The sequence below is a fragment of the Achromobacter sp. Root170 genome, from assembly GCF_001428165.1.
Classification (GTDB): Bacteria; Pseudomonadota; Gammaproteobacteria; order Burkholderiales; family Burkholderiaceae_B; genus Achromobacter; species Achromobacter mucicolens.
On record NZ_LMHN01000001.1, the window covers coordinates 1,157,370 to 1,177,028 of the forward strand.

Consider the following 19,659-nt stretch of genomic DNA (forward strand, 5'->3'; position numbering starts at 1 on the left):
GTGAAGGCTGGCCAGGGCAAAGGCAGCTGCGAGCTGATGCGCGGTCTCTCGACAGCTTGCAGACCGCCCTCGTCCATGTACCGGCGGATGAATTCCCACTCAGCTTGCAAGTCGTACAGACGACTGCTTGGCTTTCCCACCAACGCAAAGTTCGGAAACGGCAACGGCGTATCGTCTGGAAACCATCCGAGCATAAGGCGCTGACCCGCCATCTCCATCGAGGTTGTGCCGTTCCAGGGCAAGACAAGGACACCGCCACAATGCGAAGGTCGATGAAGATAGACTTGACGAGTAATCCGATTAAACCGAACCAGCAAGTGACGGGACGTCAACACCTCTAGACGACTGAAGCGGAATGCGTGCCTGAAGTAGAGCCAAAGCGGCACGCCAAAAATAATGACGTCGAACGCCAAATCAAAGTACTGCTGCCACCCGATTGAACTGTCATACCACTTCATCGAGCCGAGCAGCACTGCAAAGAGAATTGGTCCGGGCTTGTCAGTAATTTCGTGTTCAAGGCATAACATGCGTCCAAGGAGCATTTATGCCACGCAACCCGAAGTCCAAGCTGGCGGATCTGCCGGCTATTNCGGGCTTGTCAGTAATTTCGTGTTCAAGGCATAACATGCGTCCAAGGAGCATTTATGCCACGCAACCCGAAGTCCAAGCTGGCGGATCTGCCGGCTATTCCCCCTGAGCTGTTGGCGTCGTTCGGCGACGGCCCGATGACGGCCGAAGCGATCAACGCTGCCTCACTGGCCTTCAAGAAGGCCCTGATCGAGCGTGCGCTCGGCGGTGAGATGAACCATCACCTGGGCTACCCGAGCGGTGCCGCCAAGCCGGCCGATGTCGCCAACCAGCGTAACGGCAAGGGAGCCAAGACGGTGCTCACCGGGGAAGGCCCTGTGCGTATCGAAGTACCGCGCGACCGCGACGGCAGCTTCGCGCCGCTGCTTATCCCGAAGCACGAGCGGCGTTTCACGGGCTTTGACGACAAGATTGTCGCCATGTATGCCCGAGGCATGACGGTGCGCGAGATCCAGGGGTTTCTTCTGGAGCAATATGCCACCGAGGTCTCGCCAGAGTTCATCAGCTCGGTGACCGATGAGGTCATGGCCGAGGTCACCGCCTGGCAGTCCCGGCCTCTGGAACCCATGTACCCGGTCGTGTTCTTTGACGCGCTGCGGGTCAAGATCCGCGAGGACGCGGTCGTGCGCAACAAGGCCATTTACCTGGCGCTGGGCGTGTTGCCAGATGGATCGAGGGAGATCCTGGGCCTTTGGATCGAAGGCACCGAAGGGGCCAAGTTCTGGATGAAGGTCTTCAACGACCTGAAGACGCGAGGCGTGGGCGATATCCTGATCGCCGTCACTGACGGCCTGAAGGGCATGCCTGAGGCCCTGAGCGCAGTATTTCCCGCAACCACGCTGCAAACCTGCATCGTGCATCTGATCCGCAACAGCCTGGATTACGCCACCTGGAAGGACCGCAAGGCGCTTGCCGCGGCTATCCGGCCAATCTATACCGCCACGAGTGCGGAGGCGGCTCAGGCCGAGCTTGATGCATTCTCTGAAGGCCCATGGGGACAGAAATTCCCGACGATCCGCGCCGCCTGGCGCAACGCCTGGGACCGGGTGATCCCCTTCTTCGCATTTCCGCCTGAAGTGCGCCGGGTGATTTATACGACCAACGCCATCGAGAGCATCAACGCCCAGTTGCGCAAAATCATCAAGACCCGCGGGCACTTCCCCTCTAACGACGCCGCCACGAAGCTTATCTGGCTGGCCCTGCGCAATATCACCGCAGACTGGGGACGGCCTGCTCGCGACTGGAAGCAGGCCATGAATCAATTCGCTATCCTCTATGCAGATCGATTTATCAGACCTTCCGTGTAAGTCTTAACACCGCCTTGAACACGGAATTTCTGACACCCCCANGGCCATGAATCAATTCGCTATCCTCTATGCAGATCGATTTATCAGACCTTCCGTGTAAGTCTTAACACCGCCTTGAACACGGAATTTCTGACACCCCCTTCGATGACGCGTCTGGCGTCATCAATCTGCGCTGCGATGGCGATGGGCGGGGCTTGGATCATGCAAGGATAATAGCCAAGCGTTTGCGCGTTGCGCAGTCGGATGGCCTCCGCGAGCGGTCCGAATCCATTTTGAGCAGTCCGACGGCCGCAACAAGCCAGTCCGTATCCATAACAGTCTTCATCGAAGCTTCATGACCAACTACCCCCAACTATTCAGTCTCCAAGGCAAAACCGCAGTCGTACTCGGCGCCGCTTCCGGCATCGGGCAAGCGTCGGCGCACGCATTGGGTGCGATGGGCGCCTACGTGATGTGCGCGGACCGCGACGAACTTGGCGCGCAGGCCACGGCGCAGCAGATCATCGACGGCGGCGGCGCGGCGAACTGGATGCAGACCGATGCGGCCAGCGGCGAGTCCATCGCGCAGTTGGCCGCCAGGGTTTTAACCGAGCAAAAAAGGATCGACATCGCGGTGTCCACACCAGCGCTGAACATCCGCAAGCTCATCGTGGACTACACGGAAGACGAGTTCGACCAGGTGGTGAACCTGAATCTTCGCGGCGCGTTTCACTTCATGCGCCACTTCGGACGGCCGATGATGAAGCAGGGCGCGGGCAGCATGATCCTGTGTTCGTCGATGCGTGCCGTGACGATCGAGCCCGGCCTGGGCATTTACGCCGCCACGAAGGCGGGCATCGAGCAGATGGTCAAGGCGTTCGCGGCGGAGGTCGGCCCCTACGGCGTGCGCGTCAACGCAGTGATGCCCAGCATCATCGAGACCCGTCTGACCCAGCCGCTGAAGGAACGTCCCGACATCTACAACAAGTACGCCGGCCATACGGTGCTGAACCGCTGGGGTCAGCCGTCCGAGGTGGGCGCGGCGGTGGCGTTTCTGGCGTCGGATGCCGCGAGCTATATCTCGGGCAGCAGCCTGGCGGTGGATGCTGGGTGGACGGCAATTGATGGGCCGCCCACGGGGCTGACGCAGACGCGGCCATCTGAATAAGCGCGTTGGCGTTACGATGGTGAGCCTTGCATCTGCCCCGGAGAATGCTCACGTGATGACGTTTGAATCGCAGAAGGGGAAATACTTCGTCCTTGGCGCGGGCCTTTGGCGTGATGGCATTGGCCCGGGCCTTGTGATCGCCAACGAGGAAAAGCTGATTCAGCCCGGCATGTACACGATGGATCCGCCCAACGGCGATCCTTCGCAGTACTGCGAACGGCCGCACATCGTCCATGTGCCAGAGCAGGGCGGGGCGCCTCGGCAATTCGAGCAGTGGGCCGGCATTTGGATCGTCTCGGAGCCTTTGAAGCGGGTATTCGAATCGGTCGATCCCGAGGCCTTTGTATTCAGCGCTTGCGACTACACGCAGGCCGACGGCTCGCCGGGACCGCAATACTATTTTTGCAATGTGATGCGCACGCTTGATGCGCTGGATGTGGAAGCGTCGCGGGTCAAGAAGAAGTACGACCGGAATTTCCTGACGGGCGAAGACGAGCTGTACTACAGCATCCTGGGCGGCGCCAATCTCGTCTTTCGAGAGGAACGCATCGGCGATGCGCACATTTTTTGCCAGACGCAGATGTCGATCGACCCGGTTTGCGACCGGGTGATGTATGACGCGCTATGCGCTGCGGACCTGGATGGGGTGGATCTGCGGGACGCGGCGGATTTGTGATCGCGAGTGACGCCCGGCGAGTGCGCTGGGCGTCACTGGCGATCTGCGTGTATCCCTGATCCTTTATCCCTGACGGCCCATGATGCTCAACGCCACAGCCTCGGCGATTTTGATCCCGTCCACCCCCGCCGACAGAATCCCGCCCGCGTAACCCGCGCCTTCACCGGCCGGGAACAACCCCTGCGTGTTGATGCTCTGCAGTGTGTCGTTATCGCGCTTGATGCGGATGGGCGAAGAGGTGCGGGTTTCGACGCCGGTCAGTACGGCGTCGGGCATGTTGAAACCCTTGATGGTCTTGTCGAACGCAGGCAGGGCCGCGCGGATCGCGGTGATGGCGAAGTCGGGCAGAGCGGTGGCCAGGTCGGTCAGGTGCACGCCGGGCGTGTACGAGGGCTTGACGGCGCCGAACTCGGTGGATGCCTTGCCCGCGAGGAAGTCGCCGACCAACTGCCCCGGCGCGCTGTAGTCGCGGCCGCCCAGCTCAAACGCCTGCGATTCCCACTTGCGCTGAAAGTCGACGCCGGCCAGCACGTGCTCGGGGTAGTCGACCTCTGGGGAAATCCCTACGACGATGCCGGCGTTGGCATTGCGTTCGTTGCGCGAGTACTGGCTCATGCCGTTGGTGACGACGCGGTTGGGCTCCGACGTGGCCGCGACGACCGTGCCGCCGGGGCACATGCAGAAGCTGTAGACGGAGCGGCCGTTGCTGGCGTGATGCACCAGCTTGTAGTCGGCGGCGCCCAGGATGGGGTGACCGGCGTTGGGGCCGAAGCGCGCGCGGTCGATGAGGGATTGCGGGTGTTCGATCCGAAAGCCGATGGAGAAGGGCTTGGCTTCCATGAAGACGCCCTGGTCCAGCAGCATCTGGAAGGTGTCGCGGGCACTGTGGCCGATGGCCAGGACGACGTGGTCGGCTTCGATGTGTTCGCCGTTTGCCAACGTGACGCCGGTGACCTTGCCGTTCTCGCGGTGCAGGGTTTCAACCCGGCTGGAGAAGCGGACTTCGCCGCCCAGCTTGGTGATGGTGTCGCGCATGACTTCGACCATGCCGACCAGGCGGAACGTACCGATGTGGGGTTTGCTGACGTAAAGGATTTCTTCAGGCGCGCCGGCCAGAACGAATTCCTTCAGGACCTTTTCGCCGTAGTGCTTGGGGTCCTTGATCTGGCTGTACAACTTGCCGTCCGAGAACGTGCCCGCGCCGCCTTCGCCGAATTGAACGTTGGAATCGGGATTCAGGATGCGCTTGCGCCACAGGCCCCAGGTGTCCTTGGTGCGTTCGCGCACGGCCTTGCCGCGTTCCAGGATGATGGGCTTGAACCCCATCTGCGCCAGGACCAGGCCGGCAAAGAGGCCACAGGGGCCGGTGCCGATGACGATGGGGCGCTTGGCGAGTGTGGCGGGGGCTTGAGCGACGAATTTGTATTCGGTGTCCGGAGACGGCTTGACGTTGCGGTCGTCGTGAAAGCGCTCGAGGATTGCGGCTTCGTTGGCCACGTCCACATCCAGCGCATAGATGAGCAGGATGTTGTGCTTCTTGCGCGCGTCGTAGCTGCGCAGGAAGATGGTGAAGCCGTTCAGGTCGCTGGCCGGAATGCCCAGTTTCTTGAGGATTGCCGCGGGCAGTTCCTCGGGCGTGTGGTTCAACGGCAGCTTGATTTCAGACAGACGCAACATGCTTGGGGTCCAGACAGATGGGCGATCACAACGTCGCCAAACGCGGATTGTACTGGACGGGCGACGACGGTTTTTGTTCACCTTGCTGTCAGAAAGCAATGCATTTCCGATGTTCTTACGTTGTCCTTAATGCAAAAGACTTTTCCACGTCAAGAAATTCCATCTGATACGGTCGAACGAGCGGATCAGAAGCGCATAATGCCGACACCTGCTCTTACGTCCCTTTTCAAAGAGCAGTCTTGATCTTGAGCAAGAAAAGAGCGTGTTGTCACTAGCTCGGGCAGTTCGTGTTTCCAGGTTGCATGTTCGGTAGCGCGCTAGGACAACTTGGAATATTCACGGAGATGTCCATGACTGATGACGCACAACCGCGCCGGCGGTTTCTGCAGGCGATGGCCATTGTGCCAGCGTCGACGCTGGCGGTCGGCGGCCTGACCGTCGGCTGTACCAACGCCGCCGACGGCAATGCCGCAAAGGCGGCCAAGGCTTACGAGCCCACCTATTTCACCAAGGCCGAATGGGCCTTCATCGTTGCCGCGGTGGATCATCTGATTCCTGCCGACGAGTACGGTCCAGGCGCCATCGCGGCCGGCGTGCCGGAGTTCATCGATCGTCAGATGGAAACGCCCTTTGGCCACGGCAAGCTGTGGTACATGGACGGGCCGTTCCACACCGACCAGGTGCCGGAACTGGGCTATCAGCTCGACCAGAATCCCCGCCAGGTCTATCGCAACGGCATCGAGGCCTGTGATGCCTGGTGCGTGAAAACGCACGGCAAGGCATACGCCGAGCTGGACAAGGCCCTGCAGGAACAGATCCTGAAGGACCTGCAGTCGGGCAAGATCGCATTCGAATCCGTGCCGTCCAAGACGTTCTTCAGCTTCCTGCTGGCCAATACCAAGGAAGGCTTCTTTGCCGATCCGATCTACGGCGGCAATAAGAACATGGTGGGCTGGAAGATGGTGGGCTTTCCCGGCGCGCGCGCCGATTTCATGGACTGGGTCGACCAGCCCAACGTGAAGTATCCCTATGGCCCCGTGTCGATCTCTGGGGAGAAGGGTTAAATCATGGCGATCAAGAAAGACAAAGTGGATGCGGTACTGGTCGGGTTCGGCTGGACCGGCGCGATCCTGGGGCAGGAGCTGACCGAAGCGGGCTTGCAGGTGCTGGCGCTGGAGCGCGGCGGCATGCAGGACACGCCCAAGGACGCCGAGTACCCCAAGGTGATCGACGAGCTGAAGTATTCGGTGCGCGGTTATCTGTTCCAGGACCTGTCCAAGGAAACCGTGACGATCCGCCATGGCGTGGATGACGTGGCCGTGCCGTACCGCCAGAACGGTTCGTTTCTGTTGGGGACGGGCGTGGGCGGCGCGGGCTTTCACTGGAACGGCATGCACTACCGCGTGCTGCCCGAAGAGCTGGAACTGCGCACCCGCTACGAAACGCGCTACGGCAAGAAGTTCATTCCGGAAGGCATGACGATCCAGGACTTCGGCGTGACCTACGACGAACTGGAACCGTACTTCTCGAAGTTCGAATACGTCTGCGGCACGTCGGGCAAGGCCGGCAACCTGAACGGCAAGATCGTCGAAGGCGGCAACCCGCTGGAAGGCAAGCGCAGCAAGGAATTCCCGCTGCCGCCGCTGGCCACGACCTACGGCGCGTCGCTGTTCGAGAAGGCCGCGCGCGAAGTCGGCTTCAACCCGTATCCCACGCCCGCGGCCAACGCCTCGGGTCCGTACACCAACCCGTACGGCGTGCGCCTGGGCCCCTGCAATTTCTGTGGCTTCTGCGAGAACTACGGCTGCTACATGTATTCGAAGGCCTCGCCGCAGACCACCATTTTGCCGGTGCTGCTGAAGAAGCCCAATTTCGAGCTGCGCACGCGTTCGCAGGTCATCAAGGTCAATCTGGATTCGACCGGCAAGAAGGCCGTGGGCGTAACGTACATCGACGCGGACGGCAACGAGATCGATCAGCCCGCGGATCTGGTGATCCTGTCGGCCTACCAGATGCACAACGTGCGCCTGTTGCTGCTGTCGGGCATCGGCAAGCCGTATGACCCGAAGACCAACGAAGGCGTGGTCGGCAAGAACTACGCGTACCAGATGAACGGCGCGGTCAACGTGCTGTTGCCCAAGGGTACCCAGCTCAACCCCTTCGTCGGCACCGGCGCGGGCGGCGTGGGCATGGACGACTTGAACGGCGACCAGTTCGACCACGGTCCGCTGGGCTTTTTGGGCGGCGCCAGCATCCGCCACGTGCGCTACGGCGGCCGTCCCATCAAGCAGACGCCGACGACGCCGGGCACTCCGACGTGGGGCACGGCCTGGAAGGCGGGCGTTCAGGACGCCTATCAGCGCTTCATGACGATCGGGATTTCCGGTTCGGTGATGTCGTACCGCGACGCCTACCTGTCGCTCGATCCGACGTACAAGGACGCCTATGGTCAGCCGCTCTTGCGCATGACGTTCGACTGGCATGACAACGAGTTCGACATGCTGGGCTACATGGGCAAGCGCATGGAGACCGTGGCCAAGGCCATGAATCCTGAAAAGCACTTCGTCGCCGTGCGCAAGAAGGGCGCCCGTTACGACACGCGCGTCTACCAGAGCACGCACAACACGGGCGGCGCCATCATGGGCTCCAATCCCAAGGAAAGCGTGGTCAACAAGTACCTGCAGAGCTGGGACGTGCCGAACGTGTTCGTGATGGGCGCCTGTGTGTTCCCGCAGAACATGGGCTACAACCCGACCGGTCTGGTCGGCGCGCTGGCCTACTGGGCGGCGCAGGCGATTCGCGACCAGTACCTGAAGAACCCCGGCCCGCTGGTCCAGGCTTAAGGAGACGGAACAATGATCAAGCACACCATTGTTGCGGCCTTCTCGGCCCTCGTTGCCAGCGCCGCGTTCGCGGCCGACGGCACGCCAGCGTCCGGCGACGCGCAGATGATCAAGCAGGGCGAATACCTGTCGCGCGCCGGCGACTGTATCGCCTGCCACACGGCCAAGGGCGGCAAGCCCTTTGCCGGCGGCCTGGGCATCGATTCGCCGCTGGGCATGATCTATTCGACGAACATCACGCCGGACAAGGAAACGGGCATCGGCAATTATTCGTACGAGGACTTCGACCGGGCCGTGCGCCACGGCGTGGCCAAAGACGGACATTCGCTGTACCCGGCCATGCCGTACACCGCGTACGCCAACGTCACGCCCGAGGATGTGAAGGCCCTGTACGCCTACTTCATGCACGGCGTCGAGCCCGTGAAGCAGGAGAACAAGGACACCGACATTGTCTGGCCGATGTCCATGCGCTGGCCGCTGACGGTGTGGCGCTGGATGTTCGCGCCTGACGTTGCGACGGCGCCTGTCACGGTGAACACGAGCGGTGCGGACAAGCAGGCGCTGCTGCGCGGCCAGTACCTCGTCGAGGGCCTGGGTCATTGCAGCACCTGCCACACGCCGCGCGGCGTGGCCTTGCAGGAAAAGGCGCTGACCGACGCGGACGGCTCGGCCTTCCTGTCGGGCGGCGTGGTGGAAGGCTGGCTGGCCAAGAACCTGCGCGGCGACGCGACCGACGGCCTGGGCAGCTGGAGCAAGGAAGACATTGCGACCTTCCTGAAGTCCGGCCGCAACGGTCATTCGGCGGCGTTTGGCGGCATGGCCCAGGTGGTGGAGGACAGCACCCAGCACCTGACCGATGACGACCTGAACGCCATCGCGGTGTACCTGAAGAGCCTGCCGCCCGTGAACAAGGACGCGACCAAGCCGCTGGCCTATGACGAAACCGTGGCGCAAGCGCTGCGGTCCGGCAAGGACAAGAGCGACGGCGCGATGGCCTTCCTGAACAACTGCGCGGCCTGCCATCGCAGCACGGGCAAGGGCTATACCGAAACGTTCCCGCAACTGGCATTGAGCTCGACGGTCAACTCGGCCGATCCGGCCTCGCTGATCCACATCGTGCTCAAGGGCGCGCAGATGCCGGGCACGGCCTCGGCGCCCACCGCGTACGCGATGCCGGGCTTCGACTGGCGCATGACCGACAAGGAAGTTGCCGATGTCGTGAGCTTTGTCCGGTCGAGCTGGGGCAACAAGGGCGCGGCGGTCAGCGCGTCCGACGTGGCCAAGGTCCGCAAGGAGATCGGTGCGGCACCGCAACCGGTGCGCGCGCAGTGATCTGACGATGTCGTGATTGACTGTCCCGCCTTGTGACGGGCGGGACGCAAACGGCGCTGGAGAGCTCAGGCTTTCCGGCGCCGTTTTTCATGCGTGAGCAGATGAGCCGCCGACCTGCCGAGTTTTCCCTGCGCGAAAGGCGGTGCGGGCAGTTTGGGACGGGCGGCGGGTTGCCGGGCGGCCCCGGGCCTGCGGTTCAGCGAAGACTGCCGGCCTGCTATGATTACTGGATAAATAAACAGTCCAGCCGGCCGCCGCCGATGTTGCCCCCGCACCGTTACTACTATCTGCACAATTTCCAGCGCGCGCTGGCGTGGGTCTCGGACCGTTACGCCGATCTGCTGGACGAGGATGATTGCCGCTTTCTGACGGACTTCGCGGCGTTGCCGCAGGCGTCGCAGGCGTTGATGGTGCGCATGCTGATGCGGCGCGGACCGTGGTTTCGGGCCAGCCGGCTGGTGTACGAAGAGATTCCGGCCGTTGAAGAGGCCGCCGGGCCGCTCGAAGCGCTGGGGTGGCTGGACCGGCGCGCGCCGATGGCGCTGGATGAACTGTTCGTGCTGTTGACCAAGCCCGAGCTCTGCCGGGTGTTCGCCTCGCACGCGGCAGCCAGGCCGGGCGTGCGCAAGGCCGACATGCTTGAAGCGCTGCGCGCCGATCTGACGCAAGCCCGGCCATTTTGCGATTGGGCGCCGCAAACCGCGGAAGCCGTCTGGCGCGTGATGGTGGCGGACCGTTGCGAACGCCTGCGCCTCATGTTCTTCGGCAATCTGCATCAGGATTGGTCGGAGTTCGTGCTGGCGGACCTGGGCGTGTTCCAGTACGAAACGGTGCCGTTCGATGCGGCGTCGCGGGCCTTTCAGACGCGGGCGGACGTGGATTGCTATCTGGCGCTGCACGCCTGCCGCCAGGCGCTGGACGAGGGCGGGGCGGTGGACGATCTGTTGCAGGCGGCGCAGGCGTGCATCAGCGGCAACGCATGGCTGGAAAAGCGCCGCGCCAAGGTGTTGCTGCGCATTGGTCAAGCCTGCGAACGCGCACAGGACTGGGAAGCCGCCCAGCGCGTGTACGCGGCCTGCGGCTATCCTGGCGCGCGGCATCGGCGCATCCGCGTTTATGAAAGGATGCAGCGCTTCGAAGACGCGATGGCGCTGGCCCAGCAAGCCGCCAGCGCGCCCGAAAGCGAGGAAGAAAGCCAGCGCGTGGCACGCATGATGCCGCGGTTGCGGCGCGGGCTGGGGCAGGGCGCGGCGGCACGCGCCGCGGCACCCATCCTGCCGCGCACGGAGCTGGCGCTGGCCCGCCCGGCGCAACCGTCCGCGGTCGAATACGTGACGCGCGATCACCTGCATCACGACGACGCGCCGGTGCACTATGTCGAGAACGCGCTGATCAATTCGCTGTTCGGATTGCTGTGCTGGCCGGCCGTGTTCGCACCGCTGCCGGGCGCGTTCTTTCACCCGTTCCAACGCGGTCCGGCGGATCTGGAAGCGCCGGACTTTCATGCCCGTCGTCAGGCGCAGTTCGAGGCCTGCCTGGCCCTCCTTGATACGCCGGCTTACCGGGACGTGATTCTGCAGCGTTATGCGGACAAGGCCGGTCTGCAGTCGCCGTTCGTGTTCTGGGGCGCCTTGTCAGATGCGTTGCTGGCGCAGGCGCTGGATTGCCTGCCGGCCGCGCACCTGAAGCTTTTCTTCACGCGGCTGCTGCGCGACGTCAAGGGCAACCGCACCGGTCTGCCCGATCTGGTGCGCTTCTGGCCCGCCGAGCGCCGCTATGAACTGATCGAGGTGAAAGGACCGGGCGACAAGCTGCAGGACAACCAGATCCGCTGGCTGCAATATTGCGTCGCGCACGGCATGCCGGTGCGCGTGTGCCACGTGAGCTGGTTGCAGGAGGCCGCATGAGCTATGCGGTGGCGGTGCGGGCGTTGTGCGAATTCACGGCGCGGGCGGGGGATCTGGACTTGCGTTTCACGCCCGCGCCCAGCGGCCTGGAAGGCATGGCTGGCCATGCGGCCGTCACAGGGCGGCGCGGGCCGGACTACGAAACCGAAGTGTCGCTGTCGGGCGTGTTTGGCGATCTGCTGGTCCGGGGGCGTGCCGATGGCTATGACGCTGCAGCCAATCAGCTCGAAGAGATCAAGACCTACCGCGGGCAGTTCGACAGCGTGCGCGAAAACCATCGCGTGGTGCATTGGGCGCAGGCAAAGGTGTACGGCCATCTGCTGTGCCAGGCGCGTGGCCTGGCCGACGTGCGGGTGGCGCTGGTGTACTACAACGTGGCGACCGAGGAAGAGACCGTGCTGGTTGAGACCCACCAGGCGGCCGACCTGGCCGCATTCTTCCAGCTGCAATGCGAGCGTTTCCTGGCGTGGGCCAAGACCGAACTCGCGCACCGGCAGGCGCGCGACGCAGCGCTGGAGACGTTGGCGTTTCCGCATGGCGAATTCCGCGCGGGGCAGCGCGATCTGGCGGTGGCCGTGTACCGCACGGCGCGCGATGGGCGCTGCCTGATGGCTCAGGCGCCCACGGGCATCGGCAAGACGCTGGGGACGATCTTTCCGCTGCTCAAGGCCGGTCCGGGCACAGGCCTGGACAAGGTGTTCTTCCTGGCGGCAAAGGGGTCGGGCCGGGGGCTGGCGGTCGAGGCGCTGGAAACCATCAATGCGCAGCCCGCCAAGCCTGGCTTGCGCATTCTGGATCTGCAAGCGCGCGATAAAAGCTGCGTGCATCCGGATCTGGCTTGCCATGGCGATTCCTGTCCGCTGGCGCGCGGCTTCTACGACCGCCTGCCGCAGGCCCGCGCCGCGGCGCTTGAGTACACGCGGCTGGACGCGCCCGCCGTGCGCGCCACCGCGCTTGAACACGACGTGTGTCCCTACTACCTGTCGCAGGAACTGATCCGCTGGAGCGACGTGGTGGTGGGCGACTACAACTACTACTACGACGCCACGGCCATGCTGCATGCGCTGACGCAGGCGCATCAATGGAAGGTGGCCGTGCTGGTCGACGAGGCCCATAACCTGGTGGATCGTGCGCGGCGCATGTACACCGGCGAACTCGACCAGAGCCGGCTGACCGCCGCGCGGTACGCGGCGCCCAAGGCGCTGAAGAAATCGCTGGACGGGCTGCACCGCTCCTGGAATGCGCTGAACAAGAAGCAGGCCGAACGCTATCAGGCCTACGATGCCGCGCCAGCCGGCGTGCTGACGGCGGTGCAGAAGGCGGTGGCCGCCATCACCGAGTTCATCGGCCAGACGCCGCTGCCGCAGGACGATCCCTTGCTGGGGTTTTATTTCGAGGCGTTGCATTTCATGCGGTTGGCCGAGCAGTTCGGCTCGCACGCGCTATTCGATGTGACGCTTGGCGACGCCGGCGTCAGCAGTGCCAAGACCCCGCCTTCGACGCTGTGCGTGCGCAATGTGATTCCCGCGCCGTATCTGGCCGCCCGGCATGCCGCGGCGCACGCGACGGTGCTGTTCTCCGGCACGCTGAGTCCGCAGCAGTTCTACCGGGACACGCTGGGCCTGCCCAAGGACACCCCGTGGATCGATGTGGCCGCGCCGTTCAAGGCCAACCAGCTGGCGGTGCGCGTCGTGGGCAACGTGTCCACGCGCTTTCGCGATCGCGAACATTCGCTGGCGCCCATCGCGGACCTGATCGCCCGGCAGTACGGCGAGCGGCCCGGCAATTACCTGGGTTTCCTGAGCAGCTTCGACTATCTGAAACGTGTGGCCGACCTGATGCGGGAACGCCATCCGCACGTGCCGATCTGGTTGCAGACGCCGGGCATGGACGAGCCGGGGCGGGCGGCCTTCCTGGCGCGGTTTACGGAAACGGGGCAGGGGGTGGGGTTTGCGGTGCTGGGCGGCGCGTTCTCGGAAGGCGTGGACCTGCCGGGCAAGCGGCTGATCGGCGCCTTCATTGCGACGCTGGGCCTGCCGCAGGTCAATCCGGTGAACGAGAACATGAAGCGCGCCATGGACATGCGTTATGGCGAGGAGAACGGGTACGACTACACGTACCTGTACCCGGGCATGCAGAAGGTGGTGCAGGCGGCCGGCCGGGTGATCCGGACCGAACACGATGAGGGCACCGTGCACCTCATCGATGACCGCTACCGGCGTGCCAAGGTGCGCGGGCTGTTGCCGGGGTGGTGGCGGGTGGACTGACCTTGCAAGGCGTCAGGCGGGGCGCAGTTCGGTCAGCGGCTGGTTGGGGTCGCGCGACAACTGGTAGCCGTACCACAGGCTGCGGGCCATGCGCTTGGCCATTTCCTGCGCGGCGTCGGCCAGGGCGCGATTGGGCAGGGCGTCGGTGGTTTCGCCAAAAAGCACCAGCCAGCGTTCGAAGAGTTCAGCCTTCAGGTTGGGCATGGCCGCGTGCTTGGGCATGGGCATGCCCGTGAAGCGCCGGGTGCCCAGAATCACGGCGGACCAGAAATCCGAGAGCGTGGACAGGTGCTCGTCCCAGTCGTGGACCATGCCATTGAAGATGGGGCCCAGGGCTTCGTCGGCGCGCGCCTTGCCGTAAAAGGTGTGGACCATGTCCTGAATTTCGGCTTCGGTGCAGATGTCGTCGGGGGCGGTGGTGGTCAAGAGGGTCTCCGGGCGGGATGGCAGGAGGCGATGTTAGGACGGGGGGCGAATCGCGCGGTTTGACCTGGCGCAATTGTCAGCAGGGTTGCTTGAGCCAATCGTTAAGACCCGCCTGGCGGAAATTGCCGGGATGGGGCTGTGCGGGCTGTCACGCTGGCGGCGTCCGCCGCGCCTGACATCCGGCGCTTTTCCCAGGCGCGGAGCCGCCGATTTGCGTAGTATTGTCGCGATGCGCGCGGCCGGCCGCCGCGCTGCGCCCCATGACAATATGCGCGCCCGGCGGATCCGCGGCGTGCGCCCAGGAGACGAATAGCCATGCCGACTTCCGCCCCGCTCAATGACATCGTGGCCATGCCCGCGCATGCGCTGTCGGACGCCATCCGTGGCCGCCGGGTGTCCTGCCGCGAAGTGATGCAGGCGTATCTGGCGCATATCGACCAGGTCAATCCCAAGCTGAACGCCATCGTCGCGCGCCGCGACAGCGACGAGCTGCTGCGCGAAGCCGATGCGCGCGATGCGCAGCTGGCCGCGGGGCAGTGGCAGGGGTGGCTGCATGGCATGCCGCAGGCGCCCAAGGACCTGACCGCCGTGCGCGGCATGGTCACGTCGATGGGCTCGCTGGTCTACAAGGACACGGTGATGCAGCATGACTCCATCCTGGTCGAGCGCATGCGCGCCGCCGGCGCAATCTTCATCGGCCGCAGCAATGTGCCGGAGTTCGGCCTGGGCTCGCACACCTACAACCGCGTGTATGGCGCCACCGGCAATCCCTACGACGCCACCAAGACGGCGGGCGGCAGCAGCGGCGGAGCGGCGGCGGCACTGGCCGCGCGCATGCTGCCCGTGGCGGACGGCAGCGACTTTGGCGGTTCGCTGCGCAACCCGGCGGCCTTTTGCAACGTGTACGGCATGCGCCCGTCCGCCGGCCGTGTGCCGTCCGGCCCGTCGCCCGAAGTCTTTCTCAAGCAACTTTCCTACGAAGGCCCGATGGGCCGCACGCCGCGCGACGTGGCCTTGCTGCTGTCGGTGATCGCCGGCCACGACAAGCGCGCGCCGCTGTCGCTGACGGACGATCCGGCTCTGTACGCGCAGCCGCTGGACGCGGACCTTGCAGGCAAGCGGGTCGGCTGGCTGGGCGACTGGGACGGCTACCTGGCGATGGAGCCGGGCATTCTGGACCTGTGCGAGCAGGCGCTGAAGGATCTGGAGACGGCCGGCTGCCAGGTCGACGCCTATCGGGTGCCGTTCGCGGGCGACCGCCTGTGGCGCATCTGGCTGGCGCACCGTCACCTGATGGTGGGCGGGCAGTTCCACGACCTGGTCCACAATCCCGACACGCGAAAGCTGGTCAAGCCCGCGCTGGTCTGGGAGGTCGAAGGGTTGGAAGGCATGACGGCCCGGCAGGTCTATCAGGCCACGGAAGAACGCAGTGCGTGGTATCAGGCCGTGCTGCGCATGTTTGAAGACGTGGACTTTTTGGCGGTGCCGTCCGCGCAAGTCTTCCCGTTCGACGTCAACCTGGATTGGCCCAAGGAGATCGCGGGGCGGCCCATGGACACGTATCACCGCTGGATGGAAACCGTCACGCCCTGGACGCTGGCCGGTTGTCCCGTCATCAGCGTGCCGGTGGGTTTCAATGCCGATGGGCTGCCGATGGGCATGCAGCTGATCGGTCCGCCCCGGGGCGATTTGGCTGTGCTGCAACTGGCGCACGCCTATGAAAAGGCCCGCGACTGGGTCCAGGACCGGCCGCCGGTCGCGCTGTGGCGCGCCGCTGGCTGACCGCAGATGTAACCGTTCAGACAAACGCGCGGTTGATTTTATGTAAGAGACCTTTGCTTTTTTCCGACAAGGCCGCCATGTTTGGCGTTTTCCCGCGTTTTTCATGGCTGCGGCGCGGCACCTTTGTAATAATTGTCGAAATTTCCCATATTCCCGTAAAAAACGCCGGGTGCGGCTTGGCCGGCGCGGGAATAACCCAGGGGCGTCCCGGCAGGGCGTCGACGAGTCGATTTAGGACAAAGGTCTCCCGGTATGAAGAATGTGACGCTCCGCCAAAGAATCCTGGTCAGTTTCCTGGCCATTCTGGCCATCATGACGCTGATGGTGGTGGTGGACTACCGGCGGCTCCTGCATGTCGAAGCAGAGGCCCAGATGATCAACAACGACGCGGTGCCGGGCATCTACTACAGCACGTCGATCCGGGCGTCGTGGTTCGCCGGCTTCGTCGTGGTGCAGGACGCGTTCAATGCGCCGACCGAGGCCGACCGCCGTGTCGCGCTGGAAGCCCTGCCGCGTAACGACCAGCAGCTTGAAGAGAACATCGAGTTCTACCGGCGCACGATTTCCCGGCAGGACGACCAACAGATGTTCGACGCGTTCCAGAAAGAGTTGCAGGAGTACAAGCGCATCCGCACCGAGATCCTGTCGCCCGCGGTGGCGGCGGACGCGGCGCGCGCCCAGGCGCGCATCGTGAGCGAACTGCGCCCGTCGTTCTACCGGGGGCGCGACGTCCTGGCAAAGATGGTGAGCGAAAACAAGAAGCAGGCGGACGATGCCGCGGTCAGCATTCAGCAATCCGTGGAAGCGGCCGAAACCGGGATGCTGGTGTCGCTGGTGATGGCCATTGCCGCGTCGATCGTGTGCGGCTACCTGCTCATGCGCGCCATCGCCAACCCCATGCGCGACATCGTCAAGACGCTGGAAGCCACCGGCAGCGGCGATCTGACCCGGCGCCTGAAGCTGGCGCGCAAGGACGAATTCAACGCCATCGAAACGGGTTTCAACGGCATGGTCGACGAACTGACCGGCCTGGTGGGCAGGACGCAGCGGTCGGCCGTGCAGGTGGCCACGTCGGTGACGGAAATTGCCGCGACGTCCAAGCAGCAGCAGGCCACCGCGTCGGAAGTGGCCGCCACCACGACTGAAATCGGCGCCACCTCGCGTGAGATCTCGGCTACGTCGCGCGAACTGGTGCGCACCATGACCGAAGTCTCCAGCGCGGCCGAGCAGACCGCCACGCTGGCGGGCAGCGGCCAGGTGGGGCTGGCGCGCATGGAAGACACGATGCGCAACGTTGTCGGGGCAGCGGGCTCGGTCAACGCCAAGCTGGCGGTGCTGAATGAAAAGGCCGGCAATATCACGCAGGTGGTGACCACGATCACCAAGGTTGCGGACCAGACCAATCTGTTGTCGCTGAACGCGGCGATCGAGGCCGAGAAGGCCGGCGAGTACGGCCGCGGGTTTGTCGTGGTGGCCACCGAGATCCGCCGCCTTGCGGACCAGACGGCCGTGGCCACCTACGACATCGAGCAGATGGTGCGCGAGATCCAGTCGTCGGTGTCGGCCGGCGTGATGGGCATGGACAAGTTCTCCGAGGAAGTGCGCCGCGGCATGGCCGACATGCAGCAGGTGGGCGACCAGCTGTCGCAGATCATCCAGCAAGTGCAGACGCTGGCGCCCCGCGTGCAGATGGTCAATGAAGGCATGCAGGCCCAGGCCACCGGCGCCGAACAGATCAACCAGGCTTTGCAGCAGCTCAGCGACGCGGCCCAGCAGACGGTGGAGTCGCTGCGGCAGTCCAGCCTTGCCATCGAAGAACTGACGCTGGTGGCCAATGACCTGCGCAGCGGCGTGTCGCGCTTCAAGGTGTGATCGCGTCCATGACTGCTTCCGCCGTCCGCCCACGTGCCGCCGCGGGCCATGCCGGCCCGGCGCGCCGGCTGTATCTGCTTTTCCGTATCGGCGCTGACCGCTATGCGCTGGACGCCGCGGATATCGCCGAAGTGCTGGGGCTGCGCGTCTTCAAGCAGGTGCCGGGTGCGCCGCATTGGGTCGCGGGCAAGATGGCGCGCCGCGGCACGGCGGTGCCGGTCATCGACATGAGCGCGCTGGCCGGTGCAGGGGCTTGCGCCGCGGTGACCAGCACGCGGCTTGCGCTGGTGCGCTACCGCGCTGGTCCGACCAGCGCCGAGCGCCTGCTTGGCCTGATCCTGGAGCAGGCCACCGAAACCGTCCACTACGACCCGGCGGCGTTTCAGCCGCATGCGCTGGACAATGCAGAGGCGCGCTACCTGGGTCCTGTTCTGTCCGACGCGCACGGCTTGGTGCAAGCCGTCAGCGTGGATGACCTGTTGCCCGATTTCGTGCGGGCAATGTTGTTTCCGGCTGGTGGCGAGGCTGCGATGACTGAGGCGCAGCCATGAGCCTGATCGAGGAATTCAGCGGGCTGCTCAAGCGCCGCATGGGACTGGACAGCGGGTCCATCGGTCAGGCGGCCGTCGAGCGCGCCGTGCGGCATCGCATGCACGCGGCCGGCGTGGACGACGAGCAGGACTACCTGATGCGCGTGCAGGCCTGGCCCGACGAGATGCAGCAGCTGATCGAAGCCGTGATCGTGCCGGAGACCTGGTTCTTCCGCTATCCGGAATCCCAAGTCGCCATGGCGACGCTGGCGCGCGAGCGCCTGTTTGCGCCGGGCTGCGAAAACCGCGTGCTTCGTGTGTTGAGCGTGCCGTGTTCCAGCGGCGAAGAGCCGTATTCCATTGCGATGGCGCTGCTGGATGCGGGCGTGCCGGCGCATCGGTTCCAGGTGGATGCGGTGGACATCAGCGTGCGCATGGTCGAATTTGCGCAGCGCGCCGTGTACGGGCGCAATTCGTTTCGCGGGGGCGATCTGGCGTTCCGCGACCGCCATTTTTCCGAAGTGCCGGAAGGCCATCAGCTGGCGGCGCGGGTGCGCGGGCAGGTCCGGTTTCAGCCCGGCAACCTGTTCGATCCCAACCTGCTGGCAGGGGCCGCGCCGTATGACTTCGTGTTCTGCCGCAACCTGCTGATCTACTTCGACATGGCCACGCAGGAACGCGCCGTGCAAGTGCTCCGCCGGTTCGCGCGCGAGGACGGCTTGCTGTTCGTGGGACCCGCCGAAACCAGTCTTCTGACGGGCCGCCGCCTGCCGGCGGTGCCGCTGGCGCGGTCCTTTGCATTTCGCGCCACGCCCGCGCCAGCGCCGGCCGGGTTGCCGACCCCCGCGCGCGCGCCGCTGGCCGGCCAGCGGCCCCTCGTGCATGCCTGGACGCCGCCGCGCCGTCCGGTGGCGCAGACGCCCGCGCCCCGGCTGCCCGTGCCGCATGCCGCGATCGCCGACGCGCCGTCCGCGCAAGGCGCGGGGCAGGCGGCCCAGGCGTCGCTGCGCGAGATCGCCGCGCTGGCCGACCTGGGCAGGGTGCGCGACGCGATGGCGCAGTGCCAGGCGCATCTGGACATTCATGGCGCCAGCGCCGAGGCCCTGCATCTGCAGGGCTTGCTGCTGGATGCGCAAGGTCAGTCGCGGCAGGCGCAGGCTGCCTACCGCAAAGCGCTCTACCTGGATCCGAACCACCGCGAGGCGTTGCTGCATCTGGCCGCGCTGGTGGCGTCGGACGGGGATCAAGAGGGCGCCCGCCGCCTGCAGGCGCGCGCGGCGCGCGGGGAGGCGCGACGTGACTGAC

14 protein-coding genes and 1 pseudogene are annotated in these 19,659 nt (G+C 64.7%); 12 read left to right on the forward strand and 3 right to left on the reverse strand.

The genetic code is table 11. The annotated features are described in order from the left end of the window. Positions 1-542, reverse strand: a pseudogene (locus ASD87_RS27185) (hypothetical protein); the annotation flags it as partial. A gap of 102 nt (positions 543-644) precedes the next feature. Between ASD87_RS27185 and ASD87_RS05350 the strand changes: the two are divergent. The 3 genes from ASD87_RS05350 to ASD87_RS05360 all read left to right on the forward strand — a co-directional run bounded on the left by ASD87_RS05350 (position 645) and on the right by ASD87_RS05360 (position 3,718). Then, positions 645-1,895 (forward strand): IS256 family transposase, encoded by a 1,251-nt coding sequence (locus tag ASD87_RS05350; protein ID WP_056318100.1) that lies wholly within the window; start codon positions 645-647, stop codon positions 1,893-1,895. A 334-nt stretch (positions 1,896-2,229) separates the two neighbouring features. Beyond that, a complete protein-coding gene (locus ASD87_RS05355) occupies positions 2,230-3,042 on the forward strand; it encodes an SDR family NAD(P)-dependent oxidoreductase (RefSeq protein ID WP_056318102.1) in 813 nt (270 codons plus the stop codon). 16 nt (positions 3,043-3,058) lie between these two features. Then, positions 3,059-3,718, forward strand: coding sequence for an imm11 family protein (locus tag ASD87_RS05360; protein ID WP_056318104.1), 660 nt, complete (start codon positions 3,059-3,061; stop codon positions 3,716-3,718). A gap of 63 nt (positions 3,719-3,781) precedes the next feature. Here the strand turns inward: ASD87_RS05360 and ASD87_RS05365 are convergent, their stop codons facing one another. Continuing rightward, a complete protein-coding gene (locus ASD87_RS05365; RefSeq protein ID WP_056318106.1) occupies positions 3,782-5,395 on the reverse strand; it encodes an NAD(P)/FAD-dependent oxidoreductase in 1,614 nt (537 codons plus the stop codon). Positions 5,396-5,745: 350 nt separating this feature from the next. On the opposite strand from ASD87_RS05365, the gene ASD87_RS05370 reads away from it, so the two are divergent. The 5 genes from ASD87_RS05370 (at position 5,746) to ASD87_RS05390 (ending at position 13,744) form a co-directional block, all read left to right on the forward strand. Continuing rightward, a complete protein-coding gene (locus ASD87_RS05370; RefSeq protein ID WP_056318785.1) occupies positions 5,746-6,459 on the forward strand; it encodes a gluconate 2-dehydrogenase subunit 3 family protein in 714 nt (237 codons plus the stop codon). A 3-nt stretch (positions 6,460-6,462) separates the two neighbouring features. Further along, positions 6,463-8,238: a GMC family oxidoreductase gene (locus ASD87_RS05375; RefSeq protein ID WP_056318109.1), complete on the forward strand. Its 1,776-nt coding sequence runs from the start codon at positions 6,463-6,465 to the stop codon at positions 8,236-8,238. Between the two features lie 12 nt (positions 8,239-8,250). Continuing rightward, positions 8,251-9,570 (forward strand): cytochrome c, encoded by a 1,320-nt coding sequence (locus tag ASD87_RS05380; protein ID WP_056318111.1) that lies wholly within the window; start codon positions 8,251-8,253, stop codon positions 9,568-9,570. A 260-nt stretch (positions 9,571-9,830) separates the two neighbouring features. After that, a complete protein-coding gene (locus tag ASD87_RS05385) occupies positions 9,831-11,477 on the forward strand; it encodes a VRR-NUC domain-containing protein (protein ID WP_056318114.1) in 1,647 nt (548 codons plus the stop codon). Then, positions 11,474-13,744 carry an ATP-dependent DNA helicase gene (locus tag ASD87_RS05390; protein WP_056318116.1) on the forward strand — a complete coding sequence of 757 codons (2,271 nt, stop codon included), beginning with the start codon at positions 11,474-11,476 and terminating at the stop codon, positions 13,742-13,744. The genes ASD87_RS05385 and ASD87_RS05390 overlap by 4 nt, the downstream gene beginning before the upstream one ends. Positions 13,745-13,756: 12 nt before the next feature. On the opposite strand, the gene ASD87_RS05395 is transcribed toward ASD87_RS05390, so the two are convergent. Then, on the reverse strand, positions 13,757-14,119 hold the full coding sequence (locus ASD87_RS05395; protein ID WP_056318787.1) for a group III truncated hemoglobin: 363 nt from the start codon (positions 14,117-14,119) through the stop codon (positions 13,757-13,759). Between the two features lie 366 nt (positions 14,120-14,485). Between ASD87_RS05395 and ASD87_RS05400 the strand changes: the two genes are divergently transcribed. From ASD87_RS05400 to ASD87_RS05415, 4 genes are all read left to right on the forward strand, one after another. Then, positions 14,486-15,952: an amidase gene (locus ASD87_RS05400; protein ID WP_056318118.1), complete on the forward strand. Its 1,467-nt coding sequence runs from the start codon at positions 14,486-14,488 to the stop codon at positions 15,950-15,952. A 252-nt stretch (positions 15,953-16,204) separates the two neighbouring features. Continuing rightward, positions 16,205-17,824, forward strand: a complete 1,620-nt coding sequence (locus tag ASD87_RS05405; protein ID WP_056318122.1) for a methyl-accepting chemotaxis protein — start codon at positions 16,205-16,207, stop codon at positions 17,822-17,824. 8 nt (positions 17,825-17,832) lie between these two features. Beyond that, entirely contained in the window at positions 17,833-18,375 is a 543-nt protein-coding gene (locus tag ASD87_RS05410; RefSeq protein WP_056318790.1) for a chemotaxis protein CheW, read from the forward strand. Beyond that, complete coding sequence (locus ASD87_RS05415) at positions 18,372-19,658, forward strand: CheR family methyltransferase (RefSeq protein ID WP_082586197.1); 1,287 nt, start codon at positions 18,372-18,374, stop codon at positions 19,656-19,658. Before ASD87_RS05410 ends, ASD87_RS05415 begins: the two co-directional genes overlap by 4 nt. The last annotated feature ends 1 nt before the right edge of the window (position 19,659 follow it).

Bases quoted from the DNA above. Each gene is read 5' to 3' on its own strand.
- ASD87_RS05370 (WP_056318785.1), top strand. From the start codon at position 5,746: ATGACTGATGACGCACAACCGCGCCGGCGGTTTCTGCAGGCGATGGCC.
- ASD87_RS05350 (WP_056318100.1), top strand. From the start codon at position 645: ATGCCACGCAACCCGAAGTCCAAGCTGGCGGATCTGCCGGCTATTCCC.
- ASD87_RS05415 (WP_082586197.1), top strand. From the start codon at position 18,372: ATGAGCCTGATCGAGGAATTCAGCGGGCTGCTCAAGCGCCGCATGGGA.
- ASD87_RS05380 (WP_056318111.1), top strand. From the start codon at position 8,251: ATGATCAAGCACACCATTGTTGCGGCCTTCTCGGCCCTCGTTGCCAGC.
- ASD87_RS05375 (WP_056318109.1), top strand. From the start codon at position 6,463: ATGGCGATCAAGAAAGACAAAGTGGATGCGGTACTGGTCGGGTTCGGC.
- ASD87_RS05395 (WP_056318787.1), bottom strand. From the start codon at position 14,119: ATGGTCCACACCTTTTACGGCAAGGCGCGCGCCGACGAAGCCCTGGGC.
- ASD87_RS05390 (WP_056318116.1), top strand. From the start codon at position 11,474: ATGAGCTATGCGGTGGCGGTGCGGGCGTTGTGCGAATTCACGGCGCGG.
- ASD87_RS05360 (WP_056318104.1), top strand. From the start codon at position 3,059: ATGGTGAGCCTTGCATCTGCCCCGGAGAATGCTCACGTGATGACGTTT.
- ASD87_RS05410 (WP_056318790.1), top strand. From the start codon at position 17,833: ATGACTGCTTCCGCCGTCCGCCCACGTGCCGCCGCGGGCCATGCCGGC.
- ASD87_RS05385 (WP_056318114.1), top strand. From the start codon at position 9,831: ATGTTGCCCCCGCACCGTTACTACTATCTGCACAATTTCCAGCGCGCG.
- ASD87_RS05400 (WP_056318118.1), top strand. From the start codon at position 14,486: ATGCCGACTTCCGCCCCGCTCAATGACATCGTGGCCATGCCCGCGCAT.
- ASD87_RS05355 (WP_056318102.1), top strand. From the start codon at position 2,230: ATGACCAACTACCCCCAACTATTCAGTCTCCAAGGCAAAACCGCAGTC.
- ASD87_RS05405 (WP_056318122.1), top strand. From the start codon at position 16,205: ATGAAGAATGTGACGCTCCGCCAAAGAATCCTGGTCAGTTTCCTGGCC.
- ASD87_RS05365 (WP_056318106.1), bottom strand. From the start codon at position 5,395: ATGTTGCGTCTGTCTGAAATCAAGCTGCCGTTGAACCACACGCCCGAG.